Raw genomic sequence first — 25188 nt, forward strand, 5'->3', positions numbered from 1 at the left:
GTATTTTAATTTTAGAAACATTAGACGTTTTAAGCGAAATGAACGCTTTCCTAGATGCAAATTTAATACTAAAAATTCAACATTACCTTAAAAGGAGGAACATATGGGGAAGAAAGTTTATGCAATTAAAGAGGGATATGATTTTGAAAGCAATAGAAAGATAGAAGATCTAATAGTAGGTACTTGGGCTGAATGCTTAAAATATGTTAAGGGCGTTAAGGGTGCTAAATATAAAAGCTTTGAATCCATGGCAGAAGCTAAAAGTTTTTTAACCGACACAAAAAAACTCTTAAAAAAGGGTGAGGATTCCTATCCTTTAGATATACCTCATGCATATGTGGATGGAAGTTTTAATATATCTACAGGTAAATTTGGGTATGGACTAGTAGTGGTTCATGATAATGTGATAGAGTATATAGAAAATGGAGCACCGGAGGATGATTCTAAAAAGGCTTTAAGGCAAATTGCAGGAGAGCTCAAGGCTTCAGTTAGAGCAGCAGAATATGCAGTAGAAAAGGGATATAAAGAAATTGTAATTCTTCATGATTATGAAGGGATTTCTCATCATGCAACAGGATACTGGGAAAGAAGAGACAAATCATCTGAGGAATATTACAATACAATGAATAGTCTTATGACAAATCATAATCTTAAAGTAATTTTTGTAAAGGTAGATAGCCATACGGGCGATCTTTATAATGAAATTGCTGACGAGGAAGCTAAAGTAGCTATAAATATGGAGCTTCCTAAGATCACTTTGAAATGGCTTAAGGAAAATAAAATTAAGGTAGTAAATGAAGAGATTAAAGAGGAGCTTTTAAATATAACATCTCAAAGTGTAGAAGAAAACATCATAGTATTAAATAATAAGATTGAAAAGATTAATCCAGTTAATAATGATGAAAATATAGAGATTATAATATCAAAACTTATTAATGCATATAAGGAAAAAGATATTAACTTACATAAATATATTAGAGGATTAAATGATAGCTTAAAAGATAAAGTGATATTGGAAATGATAAAGAAAATTTAAAGTCTATTAGCACATTTTTAAAAAACTCTTCATATTATATAACGTAACATTTTAAAAATAGGGGTGTAAATGTGAAAAGAAATATGAGGAGTAGGTCTTATCAAGAAATGTACAGGGATGATAACGAAATAAATAAGAGTAAATATGACTTAGGCATGAATAACATGGATGATATTTACAATATTAAGGACATAGGTGATACAGATAACGTAGCTGGAATGAAAGATGTTTACGACATGGACGACATGAATAATATGACTGGAATGAAAGACATATATGATATGGATGACATGAATAATATGACTGGAATGAAAGACATATATGATATGGATGATATGAATAATATGACTGGAATGAAAGACGTATATGACATGGATGATATGAATAATATGACTGGAATGAAAGACATATATGACGTGAATAATATGAACAACATGACTGGAATGAAAGACATGTATGATATGAATAATATGAATAACATGACTGGAATGAAAGACATTTATGATATGGATGATATGGAAAGCCCAATGATGCATTGCCCAATGCACGGATTACAAGGAGCACAGACAGGCAGACCAATGTGTCCAATGATGGGTATGCATAACGGAATGAGCCCAATGATGGAAGGTATGCATGATATGCATAACGGAATGAGTCCAATGATGGGTATGCATGACATGCACCACGGAATGTGCCCAATGATGCAAGGTATGCATGATATGCACCATGGAATGTGCCCAATGATGATGATGTGCTGCATGCCATGTGGAATGCATCCAATGATGGGAATGCAGGATATGGAACATGAAATGTGCCCAATGATGCCAGATATAAAGGATATATATGACATGAGTGGCTGTTATGATGATTATGAAGACAAATGCCATAAAAAAGAAAAAGATAAGGATAAGAAGTGCAGCTGTGTCATGAAAAATATGGAAAATATCAAAGATATTTATGATAAAGATGATAAGAAATGCAATAAACATGACAAATGTAAAAAACATCGTATGTATGGAATTTATTTAGACGAAGACTAGAAATATTACGAAATTTTTAATGTTGAACAGGTCGTATGGAATTTGCATTTAGGAAAGCGTTCGCTATGCAAAAAAGATCTAATATTTCTTCATTTTAAGGCGCCTAAGCCTTCTAAACTCGCTATCGCTCAAACAGTAGAAGGCTCTATACGGCGTCTTAAAATCAGAAATAAAGAGCTTTTAATTGCTTGCTCAATGCTTTCTACAATGCAAACTCCATACTTTTGTTCAACATTAAAAACATCATTCAGACTTACCTGATGTAGGAAGAAATTCAGCTAACTGAATTTCTAAGATTTTTTAGAAATTATTGCGTAAAGATCTTTTAGGGTGACAGCCCATGATGGTATAAGAACTTACACTAAATAAATGAGTAATTTTAACTTAAAAGTTGAATATATCAGAGTATGATAGAAAGTTCTAAATAGAAAATTGTATCATTAATAATTGAAAACTTTATGTGAAAGTAATATAATTTTATTAATTTAATAACTTGTGAATTTATTGCACTAATTTATTAAATTAAGGGGCAAAAATTGATAATTATTTGACAAAAAAACTAATGAAATAGGGGGCTTTTTTATGAATGAAATTATTGTAGCAAAATTTGGTGGCAGTTCTTTAGCAGATAGTGAACAATTTAAAAAGGTAAAGTCAATTGTAATGGAGGATTCAAGAAGAAAGTACATAGTTCCTTCAGCGCCGGGAAAAAGATTTAAGGAAGACTATAAGATAACTGATTTATTATATCTTTGTCATGCTCATGTTGAGCAAAACATTTCCTTTGAGGAAGTATTTAATATAATTGAAGAAAGATACATGGGGCTTGTAGAAGAATTAAATCTAGATTTAGATATAAAAAGTGAACTTAATATAGTAAGAGAAAAGGTTAAAAATGGGGCAAGTAAAGATTATACTGCGAGCAGGGGAGAATATCTAAATGGGCTTATACTTGCAGCCTATCTAAACATTCCTTTTGTTGATCCTAAGGAACTTATATACTTTAATGAAAAAGGAGTACTTGACTTAGAAGTTACCTTTAAAAGAGTAAGTGAAAAGTTATCAGGAACTCCGGCAGCAGTAATACCGGGATTCTATGGTGCCTTAGAAAATGGAGATATAAAGACATTTTCAAGGGGAGGTTCAGATATAACAGGATCTATAATATCAAGAGGAGTTAATGCGGCTTTATATGAAAACTGGACAGATGTTTCAGGATTCTTAATGGCAGATCCAAGAATAGTAGATAATCCAAGAAATATAGAAAAAATAACTTATAAGGAATTAAGAGAGCTTTCTTATATGGGAGCTACGGTGCTTCATGAAGAAGCTGTATTCCCAGTAAGGGAAGCTGGAATACCTATAAATATAAAGAATACAAATAGGCCTGGAGATAAGGGAACTCTTATAGTTAGTGATGATAACTTTGAAAATACATACAATACTATTACAGGGGTAGCAGGTAAAAAGGACTTTACTGTAATAACAATTGAAAAGACAATGATGAATGCTGAAAAGGGATATTGTAGAAGGGTGCTTTCTATACTTGAAGATCATAATATGGCATTTGAACATATGCCTTCAGGAATAGATAACGTATCTGTAATAGTTTCTAATTCAGAGCTAAATGGAAAGCTTGAGGAAATATTAGAAGAAATAAGATTTAAATGTAAGCCTGATTTTATAGAAGTTCATGGGGATATGGCGTTAATTGCTGTTGTAGGTAAGGTTATGAAAAGAAATGCAGGAATTTCAGCAAAGTTATTTAATGCATTATATGAAAGTGATGTAAATGTTAGAATGATTACTCAGGGCTCCAGTGAAATAAATATAATTATAGGAGTTGAAAATGGAGACTTTGAAAAAGCTCTAAAAGTTATATATGAAGCGTTTTAATGTTGAAACACAAGTATGAAATTTGCATTTAGGTAAGCGTTCGCTTCGCAAAAAAGGACTAATATTTCTTCCTTTTAAAACACCTAAGCCTTCTAAACTCACTTCGTTCAGACAGTAGAAGGCTTTATACGGTGTTTTAAAATCAGAAATAAAGTCCTTTTAATGCTTGCTCAATGCTTACTACAATGCAAATTCCATACTTGTAAAATCAACATTAAAATCATAGTTAGCGTGTGATTAATGTCATTCTACGATGCAAATTCCATACTTTAATTCAACATTAAAACATGGTTGGTATGTGTGCAGAAGGAGGAAATTCTGTTTGTACAGAATTTCTGCGATAATTATTAAATATTCAGTGTTAAGTATTAATTTTTAACGGTAGGCTCATAGAGACTAAAGATTGGAGACTAGGGATTAGAGATTAATAGTTAGTGATTAGGGATTGATAGCTAGAAAGTATAATAAAAAAGCAAAAAAATCGATAAAATACTGATAATCGGTGCCTTAATTTAAATATATTTCATATCATAGTATGTAACAAAATTATAGGGCGGTGTTTAAATGAGGATAGGGGTAACAGCGGATACCCATTTGAGTAAGCATCCTGAAAAAATAGAAGAGATGATAAAGAGATACTTTTCTGATGTGGATTTAATTATTCATTTGGGGGACTTTACCTCAATTGAGGTGCTTCATAAAATGCAAAAGTATAAAAAGGTCATTGCAGTTTACGGGAATAATGATAAGGGAAAACTTACAGAAGAACTTAGACAAAGTGAAATAATAAACATAGAGGGCTATAAAATTGGACTTTATCATGGTCATGGTTCTGGAGAAAGTACCATGGATAGAGCATACAATGAATTTGAAAAAGATAAGGTAGATATAATTATATTTGGACATAGTCATCAGCCAATTATAAAGACTAAGAAAAAGACGCTTCTTATAAATCCAGGCTCTCCAACTAAAAAGTTTAAGGAGAGATGGTACTCCTATGTGCTTCTTGAAATTACTAAGAAAAACATAGAAGCAAAGGTTGTATTATATAATTAAAAATGGAAAAAGCACTAATCTATAATTGGGATTATGTGCTTTTTTATATTTATCATTTCTTAATGTTTAATTATCCTTTTCTTGGGAACAATAAAGTTTGTTAATATATTCATAAATAAGTTGTTAAATTTAAGTCACAGTATAGCATAATATTGTACTGGTAAGTACAAGTAGTATAGCACATTGATATAATTCAAAAAAAATATGTTATGTAAAACGTTGACATTGAATATATAATATTATATAATTTAGTAAACCGGTTTAGTAAATCGGTTAAGTATAGTTAGGTGGGTGAATACTTAATGAAAAATAGTATTTGTGTACTGGGAAGTCTTAATATGGACATAGTGCTTAAAGTTGAAAGAATGGTTAGAAGCGGAGAGACGATACTTGCTAAGGGATTTGATAAAATTCCAGGAGGTAAGGGCGCTAATCAGGCAGTAGCAGCAAGAAGACTTGGAACTAACGTATATATGGTAGGCAAAGTTGGAAACGATGACAATGGACATAGCCTAGTTGAAGCTCTTAAAAATGATGATGTAAACTTAGAATATTTATATACAGATGAAAAAGAACCTACAGGAATGGCGATAATACCTGTAGATGATGAAGGAAATAACTCAATTATAGTAGTTTCTGGATCAAATATGGCTATAACTAGTGAGGATATTAAAAAATCAGAAAAAGCTATAATAAATTCAAAGGTGCTTATAACTCAATTTGAAACACCAGCTGAAGTAAGTATAGAAGCATTTAAGATGGCAAAGGAAAATGGAGTTATAACTATATTAAATCCAGCGCCAGCAAGAAAGGTTCCGGAAGAACTTTTAAAATATACAGATATAATTGCTCCAAATGAAACGGAAGCATACGAACTTACAGGAATAAAAGTGGATAGTGAAAATACAATAAAGGAAGCTGCTAAAACTTTTTTAGATAAGGGAGTTAAATTTGTATTAATAACGTTAGGGGAAAGAGGAGCAGCACTTGTTTCAAAGGATGAATTTTGTATAGTTCCAGCTCATAAGGTTAAGGCTATAGATACAACTGCAGCAGGAGATAGTTTTATAGGTGGTGTGGCAACAAAACTTTGTGATGAGGAAAGCCTAAACTATGCAGTTTTGATAAAAGCAGTAACTTTTGCAAACAAGGTTTCTTCAATAGTAGTACAAAGAAAAGGAGCTCAAACCTCACTACCTACACTTGAAGAAGTAATGAAAGCTTAATTATTATTAGATATGGGAGGAACACTGATGAAAAAGACCCCATTATTAAACAGCGAAATATCAAGAGTTATATCTCAAATGGGTCATACAGATAGTATTGCCATAGGGGATGCAGGTCTGCCGATACCTAACTCAGTTGAAAGAATAGATTTAGCGGTTATGAAAAATTTACCAACATTCATAGATACATTAAAGGCAATTTTAACTGAACTTGAAATAGAGGAAGTTGAAATTGCAAGAGAAATAAAGGATGCTAGCCCTGAAGTTTATGAGGGTATAGCAAAGGAAATAGGAAACGTAAAAATTACATGGATAAGTCATGAAGAGTTAAAGGAAAACTTAAAAAAATGTAAGGCAGTAGTTAGGACAGGAGAGCAGACACCATATGCCAACATAATTTTAAAATCTGGCGTAGTTTTTTAAAGGGGGAAATGATTATGGAAAATAAGACACCTCTATTGGAAATGCAAAATATATCAAAATCGTTTCCAGGGGTAAAAGCCCTTCAAAATGTAAACTTAAAAGCTTATGGTGGAGAAGTAATGGCTCTTTTAGGTGAAAATGGGGCAGGTAAATCCACGCTTATGAAGATTTTAAGTGGTGTATATACAAAAGATGAAGGAAAAGTTTTTATAGAAGGTAAAGAAGCAAACGTAACAGGCATAAAAGATGCTGAAGCTCTAGGTGTATCTATAATACATCAAGAATTAAGCTTACTTCCGAATCTTACTATATATGAAAATATATTTTTGGGAAATGAAAAATATAACGGTATTTTTAGAAAATTAGACAAGAAATATATGATAGAAAAAAGCAGAGAGCTCTTAAGTAGAATTGGATTTACTACAGATCCAAGTACTATGACATCCGACTTAACTGTAGGGGAAATGCAGATGATAGAGATAATAAAGGCTGTATCCAAGGATTCTAAAATAATAATTATGGATGAGCCAACTACTGCACTTACAGATGTGGAGACAGAAAAGCTATTTGAAGTTATAGAAAAGTTAAGAAGTGAAGGAATAGCAGTAATATATATATCTCATAGAATGGATGAAATATTTGCAATATGTAATAGAGTAACAGTTTTAAGAGATGGACAGTATGTTGGAGAGGCAATGGTAAAGGACGTTGATAAGGACAGCCTTATTGCTATGATGGTAGGAAGAAAACTTGAAGAGCAATTTCCTTATAGAGAAGAGAAAAAGGGAAATGTAGTTTTAAAGGTTGAAAACTTAAGTTACAAAAATAAAGTAAAAGATGTTTCTTTTGAAGTTAAAGCTGGAGAAATAGTAGGGTTTGCAGGCCTTATGGGATCTGGTAGAACTGAGACTGCAAAAACTATATTTGGAGAATACAAAAAAACTTCAGGTGAAATATATATAAATGGAGAAAAGGCAAATATAAATTCTCCAAAAGATGCTATAACACATGGAATAGCATATCTTTCTGAGGATAGAAAGAAAGAAGGATTAGTGCTTAATATGACTGTTGGAACAAACATGACATTAAGTAACCTTAAAAAGTATGAAAATACATTTAAGAGAATAGACACTAAGGAAGAGCTTAAGGAAATTAAGGAATATATAGAAAAACTTTCAGTAAAGACTCCTTCTCATGCTCAAATGATGAAAAATTTAAGTGGTGGTAATCAACAAAAGGCAATAATTGCAAAATGGATCATGCTATCACCTAACTTACTTATAGTGGATGAACCTACAAAGGGTATAGACGTAGGAGCTAAAAAAGAAATTTATGAAGTTCTAAATGAACTTAAAAAAGAAGGAAAAGCAATAATTATGATTTCTTCAGATATGGCAGAAATACTTGGTGTAAGTGATAGAGTTATTGTAATGAGCGAAGGAAAAGTTACAGGAGAGTTAAGTCGCAGCGAAGCAACCCAGGAAAGCATAATGAAATATGCAGTAGGAATTAAAGAGTAATCAGCTGTTAATAACTAATGATTAGTAAAAAGGAAAGGGGAAGAACTGATGAATAAGGATGTAAAGAGCACGCTTTTGAAGTTTAAATCATTACTTGGATTAATAGTTCTTTGTGTGATTATATCAATTGCAGCTCCAAGGTTTTTAAATATAAATAACATATTAAACGTACTAACTCAGGTTTCTGTTAATGCAATACTTGCAATAGGAATGTCTTTTGTAATACTTACGGGAGGAATTGACCTTTCTGTAGGATCAACTTTAGCACTTGTAGGAGCAATAGCAGCAACTTTTGCTAAAAGTTCTAATGGTGGAATATTAGTTCCACTCTTAATAGCAATTGTTTTAGGAGCTATAATAGGACTTTTTAATGGCATATTTGTTTCAAAAGGTAAAATGCAGGCATTTATAGTTACATTAGCTAGTATGACAATATTTAGAGGAGCAACTTATGTATACACTAATGGTACTCCGATATCAGGGATTTCTGGAAACTTCATAAACATAGGAAATAAAAAAATAGCAGGAATTCCAATGCCAGTACTTATAATATTTCTAGTATTTATAATAGCTTGGTACATTTTAACTCAAACAAGATACGGAAGATATGTATATGCACTAGGGGGAAATGAAGATTCAGCAAGGCTTTCAGGAATAAATACTGATAAAGTGAAAACACTAGTATATGTAATAAGTGGAATTACTGCAGCACTTGCAGGAGTTATAGTTACCAGCAGAGTAGGTTCTGCTTCACCAAATGCTGGATCAGGTTTTGAATTAGATGCAATAGCAGCAGTAGTACTTGGAGGAACAAGCCTTTCAGGTGGAGAAGGTTCTATAACAGGAACTTTAATAGGTGCTATGATAATAGGAGTTTTAAATAATGGATTAAATCTTATGAATGTTTCTCCATATTATCAGTCTATCGTAAAAGGTGCAGTAATATTATTTGCTATATTACTTGATAAGAGAAGTAAAAAATAATTAAAAAATAAATAAATGGAGGAGTTTAAAATGAAAAAAACAAAGGTAAAAATGCTTTCACTTGCTCTAACAGGAATACTTATGCTAGGAGGACTTACAGGCTGTGGACAGCAAGCAGGACAGAAAAAAGATAGTAAGAAAATTGGTCTTGCAATATCAACTTTAAACAATCCTTTCTTTGTATCTATGAAGGAAGGCGCTGAAAAGAAGGCTAAGGAACTTGGATATGAATTAGTAGTTTTAGATTCTCAAAATGAAGCAGCAAAAGAAAGATCTAATATTGAAGATTTAGTACAGCAGGGAGTTGCAGCGATAATTGTTAACCCAACAGATAGTGATGCAGTAGTAAATGCTATAAAAGTTGCAAATGATGCAGAAATTCCAGTACTTACTGTAGATAGAAAGTCAAATGGTGGAACTGTAGCAACTCATATAGCTTCTGATAATGTTAAGGGCGGACAAATGGCAGCAGAATTTATACTAAATAAATTAGGCGGAAAAGCAAACATAGTTGAACTTCAAGGAATACCAGGTGCTTCTGCAACAAGAGATAGAGGTACAGGATTCCACAAGGGAGTAGACAATAAGGCTGGAGTTAAGGTTGTATCAAGCCAGCCAGCAGATTTTGATAGACAAAAAGGATTAAGTGTTATGGAAAACATAATACAGGCTACTCCAAACTTTGATGCTATATTTGCTCACAATGATGAGATGGCATTAGGTGCTTTAAAGGCATTAAAGGGTAAAAAGGCTTTAGTTGTAGGATTTGATGGAACAGCAGATGCTATAAAAGCAGTAGAAGCTGGAGAAATGGCAGCTACAATTGCACAACAGCCAGATCTAATGGGAACTATGGCTATTGAAAATGCAGTTAAAGTTATAAACAAAGAAAACGTGGCAAAAGAAATACCAGTAGATTTAAAAATTGTAGAAAAGAAATAATTTAGCAACTAGTGGAGGTACTAGGTTCTAGGAATAAGGAGATAGGAAATGTAGAAAGTTTTTATATGGAAACTTTCATCCAGTTCTAAGCCCTAAGTCCTAATTCCTAGTACCTTTTTACGCTATAGAAGATTATATGTTTTTATACTATATGGTGTAATTAATTTGTACAAATGGCTTACTATGTTAAAATGAATTAGAATCCATGAATTTATTGAGAGATTTATCATAACTAGTAACTATTAATTTTTAACTATTAACTAGAACAAGAGGGGTTTTTTATGAAGAAAATTACAATGAAGGATATAGCTGAAATGGCTAAGGTATCTAAGACCACTGTATCCATGGTTTTAAATAATAGAGAAACAAACATAAGTGAGGAAACTAAAAATAGGGTATGGGAAATAGCAAATAAATATAATTATATTCCTAATTCTGTTGCAAGAAGCTTAAGCACAAAAAGAACAAATACTATAGGAATAATTTTACCTGATATAACAAACCCATTCTTTTCTGAAATTGCAAGGGCAATAGAAGATGGGGCAGGAAGCTTAGGGTATAATGTAATATTCTGCAATACAGACAATGAGGAAGAAAAAGAAAATAGATATACGCAGCTTCTTATAAGTAAGCTTGTGGATGGCGTTATACTTATTTCAGGTGGAGAAGGATATCAAAGTATCAAAGTATTAAAAGATAATAATATTCCCTTTGTAGTGGTGGACAGACATATAGAACTTGAAGAAGAACATTACGGAGTGTATGTTTTAAACAAAGAAGGAATACGAAGGGGAATGGAGTATTTATATAATAAAGGAAAGAAAAAAATAGCTTTTGTAAAGGGACCTTATGGATTAAAGACCTCTGAAGAAAGGTTTTTAGGATACAAGGAGTGTATGGATCTAAAAGGATTCTATGATGAAGATTTAGTGGCGCAAGGAGACTTTACTATTGAAGGTGGAATAAAAGCTACAGAAGAGATATTAAGTAAAAATAAAAATGTAGATGCTATATTTTATAGCAATGATATAATGGCTTGTGCAGGCATAAAATACCTTATAAAGAAAGGTATAAGAATACCCGAAGATATAAGTGTAATGGGATTTGATAATATAACCTTAGCAAGTTTTTTTGAGCCAGAACTTACAACCTTAGCACAACCAATATATTTAATGGGAAGAGAATCCTGTAAAATGCTTATAGATTTAATCATGGAAAATCCTATAGATAAAAATCAAATATATTTTGAAACAGAACTTATTGTTAGGAAGACAGTTTAGAATATATAATATTTAGTTAGTTGAAAGATTAATTATTAAATGAGAAGGAGGAGATAAAGGTGTTTGAATGGAAAGAACAATATGACACTGGAGTTAATGCAATAGATAAGGAGCATAAAAGGCTTTTTGAAATAGGAAGTCAAATATATGCTTTAGCTAAAAACGATAATTATATTGATTACTATGATAAAATAATGGATCTTATAGAAGAACTTAAAAGCTACACTGTATATCATTTTAATAATGAAGAAAAAATAATGAAGCTTTATGAATATCCTAAATATGATGAGCAAAAAGACATGCATTATAAGTTTATACAAAAGATTAATAATTTAGACTTAAAAGAAATAGATGCAAACCAACAAGGGTCAATCTTAGAACTTCTGGAGTTTGTATGTAAATGGATAGAAAGCCATATATTAAAGGAAGATGTTCAGATAAGAGATTATTTACAAGATTTAAAAACAGGAGTAAAACTTAAACTAGGCAAAAGATACTAACTAATAATATGGAGGGTACTGTGCTGAATTTTAATAATGAGCTAGCTAGCTGTAATGAAAAGCAACTTTCAATAGTACAGGAATTAGATAAAAATGTACTGCTATTGGCTTCAGCAGGGACGGGAAAGACCAGAACATTATGTCTAAGAATTGCAAATATATTAGAGAAAAAAATGGCAGAGGCAGAAGAAGTATTATGCTTAACCTTTACAAATAGAGCATGCAGGGAAATGACAGAAAAAATAAGTGAAATGCTTGGAAAGATTGGGCAAAGCGTAAAAATAAAAACCTTTCATAGTTTTTGCTTTGATATTATAAAAGAAGAGGCAAAGGAACATACGGATATACCTTCTGATTTTATAATATATGATGAAGAGGACACAAAGGAAGTAATAGGGGAGTTTAATATAAATAAATTTCCTGTAAATTCCCTTCAATCCTTTATAAGAGAAGTTAAAGAAAAAAAGGCCATTTATAAACAAGGCACTTATGAGGAAATAATAGCTTCATTATATAAATATGATATAGAAAAGATAAAATCCATATGTGTAGATAATAACTATAAGGTAAGGCTCGATATGGTAAAGTATCTTGAAACCTATGGGGCTAAATTTATAGAAGCTTATAATGCAAGACTTTCAGAAAGACATGCAGTGGATTTTGATGATCTTTTATTGAACTGCAATGAACTATTTTTAAAGGAAAAGATAGTAGAAAAATGGAGAAAAAAATTTAAGTATTTACATATAGATGAAGTTCAGGATACAAGTGAGCTGGAATATAATATCATTTCTAAACTGTTTAATGGAAATAACATTTTGATGTGTGGTGATAAATTTCAAACCATATATGCTTGGAGAGGATCTAATCCAGAGACTATACTTAAGAAATTTAAAGAAGATTGCATCCCTACATTTATTGCTTTCGATGAAAACTATAGAAGCAGCAAAACACTTTTAGATGCCTCCTATGGATTTTTGAAAAATGCTTTTAATGAAGAAGTAAGTGAAATATATAAAGATGGCATAGAATCTAAAGTAAGTTTTACAGGAGATAAGATTAAACTTAAAATTGCTTCAGATTTTAATGAAGAAGCTAAGTGGATTTTTCATAATATAAGTGATCTTAAACAGCAGGATGTAAAAAAAATTGCAATACTTACCAGAGGAAATAGAACAGCTAAGGACTTAAGTTCCATTTTTACTATGATTAATGCAAGCATTCCAAAGGAAAAAAGGTTAGAGTTTTTGCTTGTGGATGATTTTAAGTTTTTTAGACGACAAGAAATTAAGGATATACTTTCTTATTTAAAGCTAATTAAAAATCCTTTTGACTATACAAGTCTTAGAAGAATAATTAAAAGATTTGTAAAAGGGGTAGGAGATAAGAGCATAGAAGAAATAGAAAGTAAAGATGCTAAGGCGCTGGGGATTAGGCTTACAGATTTTATAAATGGATTTACACTAGACTATGGAGAGCCCTACAGACCACTTTTAGATGGCCTAAGTGAGGGAAATGTAGTTATATTTGATGTGGAAAGCACGGGAGTGGATACTGAAAAGGATGAAATAATTCAAATATCTGCAGTGAGAATAAATGATGAAGGTAAGATACTAGATAAATTTGAAAGGTTTTTAACACCTACAAAAGGCGTTGGAACTTCCTATGATGTCCATGGATTTAGTGATGACTTTTTAAGGGAAAATGGAGAACCTAAAGAAAAGGTTTTAAGAGAATTTAAGGAGTATGTGCAGGATAGAATTGTACTTGGACATAATGTATCCTATGACATAAATATTTTTAATAGTGAACTTAAAAGGTTAGGGTTAGGATATGCAGAATTCATAACTTATTTTGATACCTTGGATTTGAGCAGAAGATTTTATCCAAAACTTAAAAATCATAAGCTTGAAACCTTAAGTAACTTATTTGATACAGAAGTAAAATCTAGTCATAATGCCATAGATGATGTACTTGCAACTAAAGATGTACTTTTAAACATCTTAACAGATAAACTTTTACCTGTTTTAGATGAAAGAGAAGAATTTTATAGTAGATATAGTGAAAAGTTTATGGAACTGTGCGATGATATTAATGATTTAAGAGAAGAAGCAAAGCTTGTAAGAACCTTTGATATCATTACACACATAGTAAATATTTCAGGAATAAAGGATGTATATAGTAAAGAGCCTCAAAGAATTGAAAACGTAAGGAATCTTTACCTCATAGCTAAAGAGGGAGATAATGAAACAATGAGACCAATGGAGGCTTTAGCAGAATTTTTAAAGCTTACAGCTCTTTCAAATACTGAAATAGAAAGCATAACTTCAAAGAGGCCCAAAATTCCAATTATAACAGTGCATCAAGCAAAGGGAGCAGAGTTTGATCACGTATTTTTGGCAGGGCTTCAAGAAATGATATTTCCAAGTTACCAATCAGTAAAGTCTGGTGACTTAAGAGAAGAGGCAAGAACCTTTTATGTAGCCATGACTCGCGCTAAGAAAAATTTATATTTGAGTGCTTCAAGAAATGGTGGCAAAAAGCCAAGTAGGTTCTTAGAAATGATACCAAGCGAGTTTGTTGATAACAATTAATTTTTATTGAAATTTCACTAAGGTGAAATTTCTTCCTTTAGCAGTTTCAGTGATATTTTTAATGTTGAATTATAGTATGGGATTTACATTGTAGAAAGCATTGAGTAAGTATTAAAAGGTCTCTATTTCTGAACTTAAAATATCGTTAAGAACCTTCTACTGTGTGAGCAAAGCGAGTTTAGAAGGTTTAGATATTTTAAGGGCAGAAATATTAGACCTTTTTTACGAAACGAACGCTTTCTTAAATGTAAATCCTATACGGTCCATTCAACATTATCTTAAAATGTCTATATTATTAATCAATAGGGTAGTCAAATTTATCTGGGTAATTTAAAAACAGATCATAGTCTCCTCGTGTAAGATTGCCATCTGCATATCTATTTTGAGGTACTGTTACGCTAGTTCTTCTAGTTGAAAAATCTCCATCTACGTCAAAGGCTTCTATGGCAACTTCAGTAGCTCTATCAGGTCTAATCCTTACCCTGCTTAAAGGAATTACATAGGATGTAGCATTTTTACTTAAAGTAGTTATATAATTTGCATTTGCAAATAAGTTATATCCATTTAAGTCTATGTCAGGGTTCTTATTCCATGAAACATAAATGTTTTTGCTATCCATAGTTGCACGAAGTCCAGAAACTGGTACAGGAGGCCTTAGAAGATCTATATTGTCAGGACCCCAGTTTAAATCTACTGGATTACTCACTCCATTTATTCTGCCTTCTTCTGTATACTGCCAAATTCTCCATCTAGTCCATCCACCAGCATTTCTAGGAATTGGAGGATTTCCTGGAATGCTTGGATACATTGCTATCCATAAAGGCATATGACTAACAACAAATCCACGACCAGGAATGAAGAAATTATTATAAATGTCAATAAAGAAAGCACCAGTATAAAGCATAAGTTGTCTTCTAGTTAATCTTTCAAAGGTGGCCTCAAATCTCAATATCCAATTAAGTAAAACTGAAGTAGGTATAGATCTATCAGTAGGTGTTTCTACATCCAATACAGGGAATATATCGCCATAATCTCCTTCACCAAAGGCTGCTTCTAAGGTATTTGCGAAGTCAGTAGCTTGAAGTTCTGCAGTTCTTAAATCATAATTTGGAAGTGCATAGTGGTAGGCACCAACAGGGATTCCAAATTGCCTAGCACCTCTTGCAAATTCAAAAAACTTTCTATCTATTCTAAATCTGCCGGTACCAGAACCGGATGCTCTAAGATATAAAAAGTCTACAGTGCTAGCCAGTTGTTGAAAGTTCACGTTCTGACTAAATTCATTTAAGTCTGTTCCAAAAAGACTGTTATCATTTCTAGGTTGCATTATTTCCTCCACAAAAAAAGTTCTCTTACTTATTATATTAAGGTAATCACTATAAAGTGACAGATTTTAATTATAAAGTATCAGGTATTCATTTTATAATGGTAAGCAAAAATTGATATTACTATAAATACGGTAAATACTATATTAAAAGAAATTATATTAAGAGAGGAAGTATATGATGGATATTAGTGTAGTAAAAATAGAAACCTTCATTCCAGAGGAATATGTAGATAAGTTAAGAGAAGCTTTAAACGAAATTGCAGCATTAAGCATCGGAGGAAATTATGATAACTGTATGGCAGTTTCAAAGGTAACAGGATATTGGAGGCCGCTTAAAGGCGCAAATCCATTTGAAGGAGAAGTAGGAGAGCTTTCTAGCGAAGAGGAGTGTAAGGTGGAATTTTGTTGTCTTATAGAGGTGGCAAAACAAGCAGTGGAAACAATAAAAAAGGTGCATCCTTATGAAGTACCTGTAATAAATGTTATACAGTTAATCAATTTTTAATGTTGAACCTACCGTATAAGATTTGCATCTAGGAAAGCGTTCATTTTGCTAAGAGCTGCTAATATTTATAAATTTAAAATACCTAAGCCTCCTAAACTCGCCGTAGGCTCAAACAGTAGGAGGCTCTTAACGGTATTTTAAATTTATAAATAAAGCCGCTCTAAAGCTCATTCAATGCTTTCTACGATGCAAATCCCATCCTATATGTTCAACATTAAAAATAGCATTCATGCTTATTTATATTCATTTAATTTATTTATTCTTGAAAGTAAAACTTCGCGTTTAACCATAAATTTATCTCCTAAAATATTCGCCATTTTTTATTTTCTCAATCATTGTATTATCATATATATCTGAGTAGTATTTAAAGTCAAAATACTCTCGCAAAGATAAAGATTCAAAATCAGCTCTTTCATCGTGATCTTTGATAACTATTCCATTATGAATTATTTCATATTTTAATAATAAAGAAGAAATACTATTTAAGGAAACAACATCTACATCTTTCTTAAAAAAGCTTTGCCTTCTTCTATAATATCTCCTCTTACAAAAGCATCTTCTATAGGTGTATAACTGTTATCAAAGTATATAGCTATATCTATATCACTATTTTCAGCAGCAGTGCCTGTCGCTTGGGAACCAAAAATATAAGCAAATTTTATCTTATGTTTCTTATGTGTATCTACAATAAAATCCTTAGCTTTATCTATAATGGGGTTCATTTTTAATCACCACCAAGTGTAATCTTAAAATATTAATGTTAATTGTAAGTATATTAACCATTATATTATATCACATACTTATAGGTCTTAGACATACCATTCAAGCATTTAGGGCAACGCAACTAAATCATTATCTTTATAAACAAGTTCCTATTGTTTTAATTATTGATTTTTCGTAAATACTAACCATAGATTGATGATATGCATGCAAAACTAATACATATGCAAGATAGATCAATGAAAATAGAGGTTGTAATAAATATACGAGGAGGCAAAGTAATGAAAAAAGGAATAGCTGCATCTAATGGATATGCTATAGGTCAAGTATTTATAAAAGAAAATAAGGAAATTTCCATAGTAGAAAGAGTTATAGATGATGAGGAAAAAGAAAAAGCTAGGCTTCAAAATGCTATAGAAAGTTCAAAAGAACAATTAACAAAGATAATGGAAAAAGCAGAAAAGGAATTAGGAAGTGACAAAGCAGCAGTTTTTGAGAGTCATATTATGCTTTTAGACGATCCAGAATTTACCGGAGCTGTTGTTATGAATATAGAGTCAAGTAAGATAAATGCTGAAAAGGCTTTAAGTGATGTTATAGAAATGTATATGGGCATTTTTGCTGCCATGGAAGATGAATATATGAGAGAAAGAGCAGCAGATATAAAAGACGTTGGGAATAGAATACTAGCTAACTTAGTAGGAAGGGGAGAAAATACATTAGAGGATTTAAACGAGAATACAGTAATTGTAGCTCATGACTTAACTCCTTCTGATACTGCTGGGCTAGATAGAAGCAAGGTTATTGGATTTATAACCAATATAGGTGGAAGAACATCACACAGTGCAATAATGGCAAGAACTTTAGAAATTCCTGCTGTTCTAGGTCTAAATGATATAACTGAAAGCGTTAAGAACGGGGATATAGTAATTGTAGATGGATATCAAGGTATAGTTTTAATTAATCCAAGTGAAGATACTATACTGGAATATAGAAAGAAAAAAGAAACTTATGAGAAAGAAAAAGAAGAACTTAAAAAGCTGATAAATGTAGCAACCGTTACTAAGGCTGGAAAGCACGTAGAAGTTGCAGGAAATATAGGTAAGGCAGAAGATATCCATCAAGTACTAGAAAATGGAGGAGATGGCGTGGGATTATTTAGAACAGAATTCTTATATATGGACAGAAGTGATATGCCATCAGAAGAAGAACAATTTGAATCATATAAATATGTGGCTGAGAAAACAGAAGGTAAACCAGTGGTTATAAGAACACTTGATATAGGTGGGGATAAAAAATTACCATACTTACCACTACCCAATGAAATGAATCCATTCTTAGGCTACAGAGCTATAAGACTTTGTTTAGATAGAAAAGATATATTTAAAATACAATTGAGAGCGTTACTTAGAGCATCCGCCTTTGGTAACATAAAAATAATGTTCCCAATGATAGCTTCCTTAGAAGAATTCTTAGATGCAAAAAAAATACTTAAAGAATGCATGGATGAGTTAAAAAGAGAAGGAAAGGGCTTTAATGAGGAGCTAGAAGTTGGAATAATGGTGGAAATACCAGCAGCAGCTATTTATTCAGATGAACTTGCAAAACATGTAGATTTTTTTAGTATAGGAACTAATGACTTGATTCAATACACTTTAGCTGCTGATAGAATGAATGAAAAAATTTCATATCTATATAATCCGAAACACCCTGCAGTTTTAAGATTGATAAAGATGACAATAGATGCAGCACACAAAGAAGGAAAATGGTGTGGAATGTGTGGAGAGGCAGCAGGGGAGGAAGATATGATACCAATTCTTGTTGAATATGGACTTGATGAATTCTCTATGAGTGCAACTTCCATATTGAAAGCAAAACAAATTATAATGAACAATTAGTATAAAATGGCTCAAGGAGAATAATAGGAGGTATCATTATGAAAAGATTATTTGCTGTTTTGCAAAAGATAGGTAAATCGCTAATGCTGCCAGTATCTGTTTTACCAGCAGCAGGATTACTATTGAGATTTGGTCAACCAGACTTATTAAATTTACCATATATGGCGCAAGCGGGAGATGCTATATTTAGCAATCTTCCAATGATTTTTGCAGCTGGGGTTGCTATTGGTTTTACTGGTGGAGAAGGTGTTGCGGCTTTAGCTGCTGTTGTAGGTCAATTTGTTTTGCAAGCCACTATAAAGGTAGCAAGTGCTAGCGGTGCAGCAGCACTTGCTACAAAGCTTGCCTCTGAGCAAGGAATAACATTAGAAGCATTTATGAAAACAGCAGCTTATACTGATGTAGTTTCACAAACAACTATTAATATGGGTGTCTTTGGAGGTATATCAATAGGTTTGATATCAGGTGCTTTATATAATAGATTCCATGATATAAGGCTGCCACAGGTTCTTGGATTTTTTGGTGGAAAGAGATTTGTACCAATTATAACTTCTCTTGTAGCTTTAGTTTTTGGGATTATTGGAGTTAGTATTTGGGCTCCAATTCAAAATGGAATAAATGTATTTTCGCATTGGGCATCAACTTCTATATTAGGCCCAGCCTTTTATGCAGCAGGAAAGAGGTTACTGATTCCTGTAGGATTACATCATATGTATTATCCAGCCTTTTTATATCAATTTGGAGAATATGTTGCAAATGGAGTAACTTATTTTGGTGACTCTCCAAGATACTTTCATGGCGATCCTACTGCGGGATATTTCATGGCTTCAGAGTTCCCAATATTGATGTTTGGCCTTCCGGGAGCTGCTTTAGCTATGATTGCAGCAGCTAGGAAGGAAAATAGAAAAAAGGTATCAGGTATGATGATTTCAGCGGCATTTGTGGCTTTTCTTACAGGGATAACAGAACCAATCGAATTTTCATTTATATTTGTAGCACCTATGTTATTTATATTTCACGTTGCGGCTGCATTTTTATCTGGTATTATTACAAGTTTACTAAATATTAGACTCGGGTATACATTTTCGGCTTCCTTTATTGATTATCTATTGGGATTTAAATTTGCAGGTAATCCATGGTTAATGTGGTTAGTTGGATTAGCTTTCTTTGCATTATATTTTGCAGTTTTTTATTTTACAATTAGGGCTTTAAATTTAAAAACTCCTGGTAGAGAAGATGATGAAGAAGCAGTAGTAGCTCCTATAAATGCTAAAGGTAGTGAAAAGGCTGCAAGGGTACTAGAAGCAATAGGAGGAAAAGAAAATATAGAAGTTCTGGATGCTTGCATAACAAGGCTTAGGCTTACTTTAAAGGATCCATCAAAGGTTGATAAAGGTACGTTAAAAGCACTTGGAGCAGCGGGAATATTAAATGCAGGAAATAGTGTTCAAGTTATTTTTGGTACAGAGGCAGAAAAAATTAAGGATAATATAAAAGCTATTATAGCAAATGGAGGTTACGCTGAACCATTTAGTGATGAGATAGAAGAAGAACTTGAGGAAACAGCTATTGATGATAGTAAAAACGCTGGTAAAGCTTCCTATTCATTATATAACCCAATTGATGGTGAGATTGTTCAACTGGAAAAGGTTCCAGACGAAGCTTTTTCACAAAAGATTTTGGGAGATGGGTTTGCTGTTATACCTTCAGGAAATAAGGTATATGCTCCGGCCAGTGGAGAAATAACAGTATTATTCCCAACTAAACATGCTGTGGCAATTACAACAGAAGAAGGATTAGAAATTTTAGTTCATATAGGAATAGATACTGTTAACTTAAATGGTGAAGGATTTACAGCTCATGTTGAACAAGGTGATAAGGTTAAGAAAGGAGATTTATTAGTATCTTTTGATGATGAGTTTATTCAGAAAAATGCAAAGAGTTTAATTACTCCTGTAGTTATAACAAATATGCATGAAGTAGAAAGCCTTACAGTTGATTTCTCAAAAAAGAAGGCTATGGAACAGGTTGCAACAATTGTAAAGTAATAAAATTTATAATATGAAATTCTGCTTAGGCAGAATTTCTTTTTTTATTTGAAACTTTTTACATGGTAATAAGGTCTAATGGGTGTAATAATTGTATCAGCTGATGCTTTAAAATATATTGGGGGGTGTGAGCTATATTTAGCTTTACAAGAAACAAGATTATTAATGATAAGGAATTTGAAAATTTAATAAAAGAAAATAAGGAAGGGTTATATAAAATTGCATATAGTTATGCTCAAAATTCTGACGATGCTATGGATATTGTTCAGGAAGCAGTTTATAAGGCCTATGTTAAGAAAAGCAATTTGAAGCAGCCAGAATATTTTATGACTTGGATAACAAGGATATTAATTAATTGTGCTATAGATTTCTTAAAGAAATCAAAGAAGATAACAAATTTTGATGAAACTTTCAATGAAGCTGATAAGAACAAGGTTACTCCAGAGGAAATAATTGATTTATATTCTGCTTTAAAGGATCTGGATGAAAGGGCAAAAGCTATAGTAGTATTAAGGTATTTTGAAGATATGACACTTAAAGATATTTCAAATATTCTTGATTTACCACTAAGCACTACTAAGACCATACTTTATAGAACTCTTAGTGAGTTGAAAATAAAATTAGAGGAGAATGATTAATTATGAGTAAAAAAATAGATGAGTTAAAAAAGAGCTATGATGATATAGAAATTCCAAAGGAGCTTGATGATAAGATTAATTCGGCAATAAAAAGGGCAAAAACAAGAAACAAGTTTAATATAACAGGGGGAGCAGTAGCTGCAGCAGTTCTCACCTTTACCTTATTTGTCAATACCAATGCTGCATTTGCAAAAAGCATGAGTTCAATGCCAGTACTTGGAAAGTTAGTTCAAGTTCTTCAGTTTAATAAGGGTATAGGATATGGTGGAGATATAACAGACGGAGCAGATATAGCATCTATAGAGAATTCTAATAAGGGTAATACCTCAAAAATTACAATCAACGTGTCAACCATTATGAATACTATGAATAAGTTTAAAGTGGAATATAAAGATTATCCAAGTACTATGATTTTTACAATGTATGGAACAAGAAATATGAGTGCAGAAAAAGAATTTGGAGAATTAAAGAAGAACCCTTTCATAAAAGATGTTTATAAAATAATAACTTTAGATGATTCTACCGTAAGATTTGCAGTGGTCTTAAATTTCCCAGTGCAATATGAAATAAAGGAATATAAAGATCCCGCTAAAATTGAAATAAGCTTAAAAAAGCTTAAGTATGATAAATCAAAAGTTGTATATTCTGTTAGAAGCGCATCTTATGAGATGGGTGAAGGACTTGGAATAGTTGAGGAAGTATTTTTTAAAGCTGAAGATAAAAGAATACTAAAAGATGAAAGTGGAAAGTTTGCTGTAGAGCTTAAATACTATGACTCTAAAGAAGAAGCTGAAAAAGCTCTTAATGATTTTAAAGATGAATTTGGAGATATAGTTAAGTTATTTATTGAAGAAAGAAAAGAAGGGAAAGCTCTAAAAGCTATTGAACAGTAGATGATATATTACCACATTTTTAATGCTCTGGGTCCTATAGAATTTTCATCTAGGAAGGCGTTCGTTTCGCCGAGAACGGCTAATATTTATAAATTTAAAATCCCTAAGCCGCCTAAACTCGCTATCGCTCAGACAGTAGGCGGCTCTTAACGGTATTTTTAATTTATAAGTTGAATATAAGGCAATCTTATGAAAGATTCTTAGTAAAAAATAGAATAATTAATATTTCCCGACCTGTCGGTCTGCGGGCTTACCAGCCCTTTGATAAGTGTCAATTAAAAAGGAACTTTCGCCAAAGCGAAATTCCCTCCTTTAGTAAGGTAAGCGTGAAGACATTTTTAATGTTAAATTTAGTATGGGTTTTGCATTGTAGAAAGCATTGAACAAGCAATTAGAAGCTCTTTGTCTCTCAATTTAAATCACCGTAAAGAACTTTCTACTGTCTGAGCTGTCAGCGAGTTTAGAAAGTTTAGGTGATTTAAATTGAGGGATATTAGAGCTCTTTTGCGAAGCGAACGCGTTGCATAATTTATAGAAATCTGTGATTTCGTTATAAATTAGCACATCTCAGTAAGCTGAGATGTTTCATTAACAATGCAAATTCCATACGACCCGTTCAACATTAAAAATGCTACAATTTTCTTTTTGTATCATATAAAATTTTTTTCAAGCATAACTATAATATTGGAGAAAACACAAGAATTATAAGGAGTTGAATTATGGAAATTAAGAGTGATATTGAAATAGTGACGGGAGTTTTGGGCTCAGGAAAAACCTCACTTATAAATGCACTACTTAATATAAATTTAATACCTAAAGAAAAAGTTCTCATTTTACAAGAGGAAATAGGAGGAAGAGAAATTGAGAAAAGGTTTAAACAAAATAGTAATATAATAATTAGGAGTATTTGCACTGAACAGCCACTTACAAAAGAATATTTTAAGTATTTAGCAAATTTACATCATCCCAATAGAATCATAATCGAAATGGATGAAACAAAAGACCTAGAAGAAATACTAGGAATGCTAAATGAATCAGAAATAAAAAAAGTTAGTAGAATATCTACTATATATTATGTGGCAGAGGCTCAAAACTTTGAAAACTATTTGAAAAACAATAATTCATTTTTAGTACCTCTATTAGCTCACAGCAATTTAATACTTTTAACAAAATGCATATTTTTAAGAAAAGGCCAATGGGAAAGTATAAAGCTTGCTATAGAAGATATAAATCCAAAAGCTTTTATGCTAAGAGCAGACAGCATGGGAAGCATTGAAAGAGTACTTAAAGAATCTCATTTAATAGATACAGGTATACTTAAGAAGTTAAGATTTAAACTTAATAAAATTCTATGTATTTAATGAATGCTTTGGATACTATTAGTTGCGGGGGGATTAGAGTGGAGAGATATTCATATTTGACTTTTAAAAACCTCATAAAGCTTATAGGAACGATATTTATTATGTGGGCGTTATGGATAATTTTTGTATTAAATGGAGAAGAACTTTTAGGACATGGATTAAAAGAATTTTCTATTATATTTATAAGCATATTACTTACAGCACTTCCATTTATGTTATTAGTAGCACTTATAACTTCATTCATCCAAGTTTTCTTTAGTCAAAGTATAATCTCAAAGAAAATTTTTAAAAATAGGGAAGTTTTAAAGTATGATAACCAATCATTAAGGATTTCTAAAGTGTTGCAAGAAACTACTTATAAATTTATGCTTATAGGAAAGTATTTTATATTTGGTGCTTTAGTATATTCTTATTTGTATTTTTAGTAGTTTTAGATTCAACTATTAATGATATTTTAAGGTGATATTATGAAGAGATTTAATATGGAACATTTATTAAACTTTATAGTTCTATTTAGTTTGGTGACAGCACTATTTTATTTGATTAAAACAGGAAACATAAATAATTTTTTACATCCTCACATGCAAAAGTTAACTTTAATATCCTTAGGTGCGTTAATAATTCTTACTATAAATGAGTTTTTTAATATATTTTCAATGATTGAGAAGAAAAAATTAAATATTATAGGATATGAAATATTTTTTGTAACCATAATTATAGGAATGTTTGCTTCAGTAGGTGGAATGCATGTGCATGAAAATACTAATAAAAATGTAGTTTTAAATTTTACGGAAAAAAGTAACAATATTAAAGGTGATACACATGAAAGTGTAAATGTTGAAGCTATAGCAGGTGGAAGTATAATAATTGATGAAAAAAATTATTTATATATGATAGGAAAAATAAATGAAGACAAGGATGCATATAAAGGAAAAAGCATAGTTTTGGAAGGTTTTATATTTAAAAATGATAGTTTTAAAAATGATGAATTTATAACAGCACGATTTGTTATGAAATCTAGTGCTATAGATACTCAAATTGTAGGGATGCTTTGTAAATATAAGGACTCTTCTAAGCTTAAAATAAACGATTGGGTAAGAGTTGAAGGGGTAATCGATTATGAAAAGGTTTCTGAAAGAGACTTAACTGTATTAAAGGTGAAAAAGGTTAACAAAATTGAAAAGCCAAAAAATAGCTATATATATTAACTTTTATACTGATTTGTTTAATAAATTGTAAACCCTGTTGACTTTATAAAGTGCTGAAACTATTATTAATATAGTCTTTGGTTTAAAAAATTA

Annotated in this window: 22 protein-coding genes; 20 read left to right on the forward strand and 2 right to left on the reverse strand. The window is 31.6% G+C overall.

Annotated elements, in window-relative coordinates; all coding sequences use genetic code 11:
• Window positions 1-103: 103 nt before the first annotated feature.
• From BSD9I1_RS18670 to BSD9I1_RS18725, 12 genes are all read left to right on the forward strand, one after another.
• Entirely contained in the window at window positions 104-1036 is a 933-nt protein-coding gene (locus BSD9I1_RS18670; protein WP_186431598.1) for a viroplasmin family protein, read from the forward strand.
• 71 nt (window positions 1037-1107) lie between these two features.
• The gene (locus BSD9I1_RS18675; protein ID WP_186431599.1) at window positions 1108-2076 is read left to right on the forward strand and encodes a DUF2946 domain-containing protein; all 969 of its coding nucleotides are present in this window, start codon (window positions 1108-1110) and stop codon (window positions 2074-2076) included.
• A gap of 582 nt (window positions 2077-2658) precedes the next feature.
• Window positions 2659-3972: an aspartate kinase gene (locus BSD9I1_RS18680; protein ID WP_035311263.1), complete on the forward strand. Its 1314-nt coding sequence runs from the start codon at window positions 2659-2661 to the stop codon at window positions 3970-3972.
• Window positions 3973-4536: 564 nt separating this feature from the next.
• Window positions 4537-5028: a metallophosphoesterase family protein gene (locus BSD9I1_RS18685; protein ID WP_186431600.1), complete on the forward strand. Its 492-nt coding sequence runs from the start codon at window positions 4537-4539 to the stop codon at window positions 5026-5028.
• A 302-nt stretch (window positions 5029-5330) separates the two neighbouring features.
• Window positions 5331-6254, forward strand: coding sequence for a ribokinase (rbsK, locus tag BSD9I1_RS18690; RefSeq protein ID WP_186431601.1), 924 nt, complete (start codon window positions 5331-5333; stop codon window positions 6252-6254).
• Window positions 6255-6281: 27 nt separating this feature from the next.
• Window positions 6282-6677 (forward strand): D-ribose pyranase, encoded by a 396-nt coding sequence (rbsD, locus tag BSD9I1_RS18695; protein WP_186431602.1) that lies wholly within the window; start codon window positions 6282-6284, stop codon window positions 6675-6677.
• 14 nt (window positions 6678-6691) lie between these two features.
• The gene (locus BSD9I1_RS18700) at window positions 6692-8197 is read left to right on the forward strand and encodes a sugar ABC transporter ATP-binding protein (RefSeq protein ID WP_186431603.1); all 1506 of its coding nucleotides are present in this window, start codon (window positions 6692-6694) and stop codon (window positions 8195-8197) included.
• Between the two features lie 48 nt (window positions 8198-8245).
• Window positions 8246-9181, forward strand: coding sequence for an ABC transporter permease (locus tag BSD9I1_RS18705; RefSeq protein WP_186431604.1), 936 nt, complete (start codon window positions 8246-8248; stop codon window positions 9179-9181).
• Window positions 9182-9211: 30 nt separating this feature from the next.
• The gene (rbsB, locus tag BSD9I1_RS18710; RefSeq protein ID WP_186431605.1) at window positions 9212-10123 is read left to right on the forward strand and encodes a ribose ABC transporter substrate-binding protein RbsB; all 912 of its coding nucleotides are present in this window, start codon (window positions 9212-9214) and stop codon (window positions 10121-10123) included.
• Between the two features lie 281 nt (window positions 10124-10404).
• A complete protein-coding gene (locus BSD9I1_RS18715; RefSeq protein ID WP_186431606.1) occupies window positions 10405-11403 on the forward strand; it encodes a LacI family DNA-binding transcriptional regulator in 999 nt (332 codons plus the stop codon).
• 59 nt (window positions 11404-11462) lie between these two features.
• Window positions 11463-11903 carry a bacteriohemerythrin gene (locus BSD9I1_RS18720; RefSeq protein WP_186431607.1) on the forward strand — a complete coding sequence of 147 codons (441 nt, stop codon included), beginning with the start codon at window positions 11463-11465 and terminating at the stop codon, window positions 11901-11903.
• A gap of 20 nt (window positions 11904-11923) precedes the next feature.
• Window positions 11924-14497: a 3'-5' exonuclease gene (locus BSD9I1_RS18725; RefSeq protein WP_242966562.1), complete on the forward strand. Its 2574-nt coding sequence runs from the start codon at window positions 11924-11926 to the stop codon at window positions 14495-14497.
• Between the two features lie 295 nt (window positions 14498-14792).
• Here the strand turns inward: BSD9I1_RS18725 and BSD9I1_RS18730 are convergent, their stop codons facing one another.
• A complete protein-coding gene (locus tag BSD9I1_RS18730; protein WP_186431609.1) occupies window positions 14793-15824 on the reverse strand; it encodes a glycoside hydrolase family 25 protein in 1032 nt (343 codons plus the stop codon).
• Window positions 15825-16002: 178 nt separating this feature from the next.
• On the opposite strand from BSD9I1_RS18730, the gene BSD9I1_RS18735 reads away from it, so the two are divergent.
• Window positions 16003-16329 (forward strand): cytochrome C biogenesis protein, encoded by a 327-nt coding sequence (locus tag BSD9I1_RS18735; protein WP_186431635.1) that lies wholly within the window; start codon window positions 16003-16005, stop codon window positions 16327-16329.
• A gap of 497 nt (window positions 16330-16826) precedes the next feature.
• On the opposite strand, the gene BSD9I1_RS18980 is transcribed toward BSD9I1_RS18735, so the two are convergent.
• On the reverse strand, window positions 16827-17051 hold the full coding sequence (locus tag BSD9I1_RS18980) for a nucleotidyltransferase family protein (RefSeq protein WP_242966564.1): 225 nt from the start codon (window positions 17049-17051) through the stop codon (window positions 16827-16829).
• Window positions 17052-17330: 279 nt separating this feature from the next.
• On the opposite strand from BSD9I1_RS18980, the gene ptsP reads away from it, so the two are divergent.
• From ptsP to BSD9I1_RS18775, 7 genes are all read left to right on the forward strand, one after another.
• Window positions 17331-18947, forward strand: coding sequence for a phosphoenolpyruvate--protein phosphotransferase (ptsP, locus tag BSD9I1_RS18745; RefSeq protein WP_186431610.1), 1617 nt, complete (start codon window positions 17331-17333; stop codon window positions 18945-18947).
• A gap of 38 nt (window positions 18948-18985) precedes the next feature.
• Entirely contained in the window at window positions 18986-20995 is a 2010-nt protein-coding gene (locus BSD9I1_RS18750; protein WP_186431611.1) for a glucose PTS transporter subunit IIA, read from the forward strand.
• A gap of 161 nt (window positions 20996-21156) precedes the next feature.
• Window positions 21157-21633 (forward strand): sigma-70 family RNA polymerase sigma factor, encoded by a 477-nt coding sequence (locus BSD9I1_RS18755; RefSeq protein WP_278281266.1) that lies wholly within the window; start codon window positions 21157-21159, stop codon window positions 21631-21633.
• A 2-nt stretch (window positions 21634-21635) separates the two neighbouring features.
• Window positions 21636-22526: a DUF4179 domain-containing protein gene (locus BSD9I1_RS18760; protein WP_186431612.1), complete on the forward strand. Its 891-nt coding sequence runs from the start codon at window positions 21636-21638 to the stop codon at window positions 22524-22526.
• 719 nt (window positions 22527-23245) lie between these two features.
• Window positions 23246-23887 (forward strand): GTP-binding protein, encoded by a 642-nt coding sequence (locus BSD9I1_RS18765; protein WP_186431613.1) that lies wholly within the window; start codon window positions 23246-23248, stop codon window positions 23885-23887.
• 38 nt (window positions 23888-23925) lie between these two features.
• Window positions 23926-24312, forward strand: a complete 387-nt coding sequence (locus BSD9I1_RS18770; protein WP_186431614.1) for a hypothetical protein — start codon at window positions 23926-23928, stop codon at window positions 24310-24312.
• A gap of 42 nt (window positions 24313-24354) precedes the next feature.
• Window positions 24355-25095, forward strand: coding sequence for a TIGR03943 family protein (locus BSD9I1_RS18775; protein WP_186431615.1), 741 nt, complete (start codon window positions 24355-24357; stop codon window positions 25093-25095).
• Window positions 25096-25188 lie beyond the last annotated feature (93 nt).

Source organism: Clostridium sp. BSD9I1, assembly GCF_900185645.1.
In the GTDB taxonomy this organism is placed as follows: Bacteria; Bacillota; Clostridia; order Clostridiales; family Clostridiaceae; genus Clostridium_AK.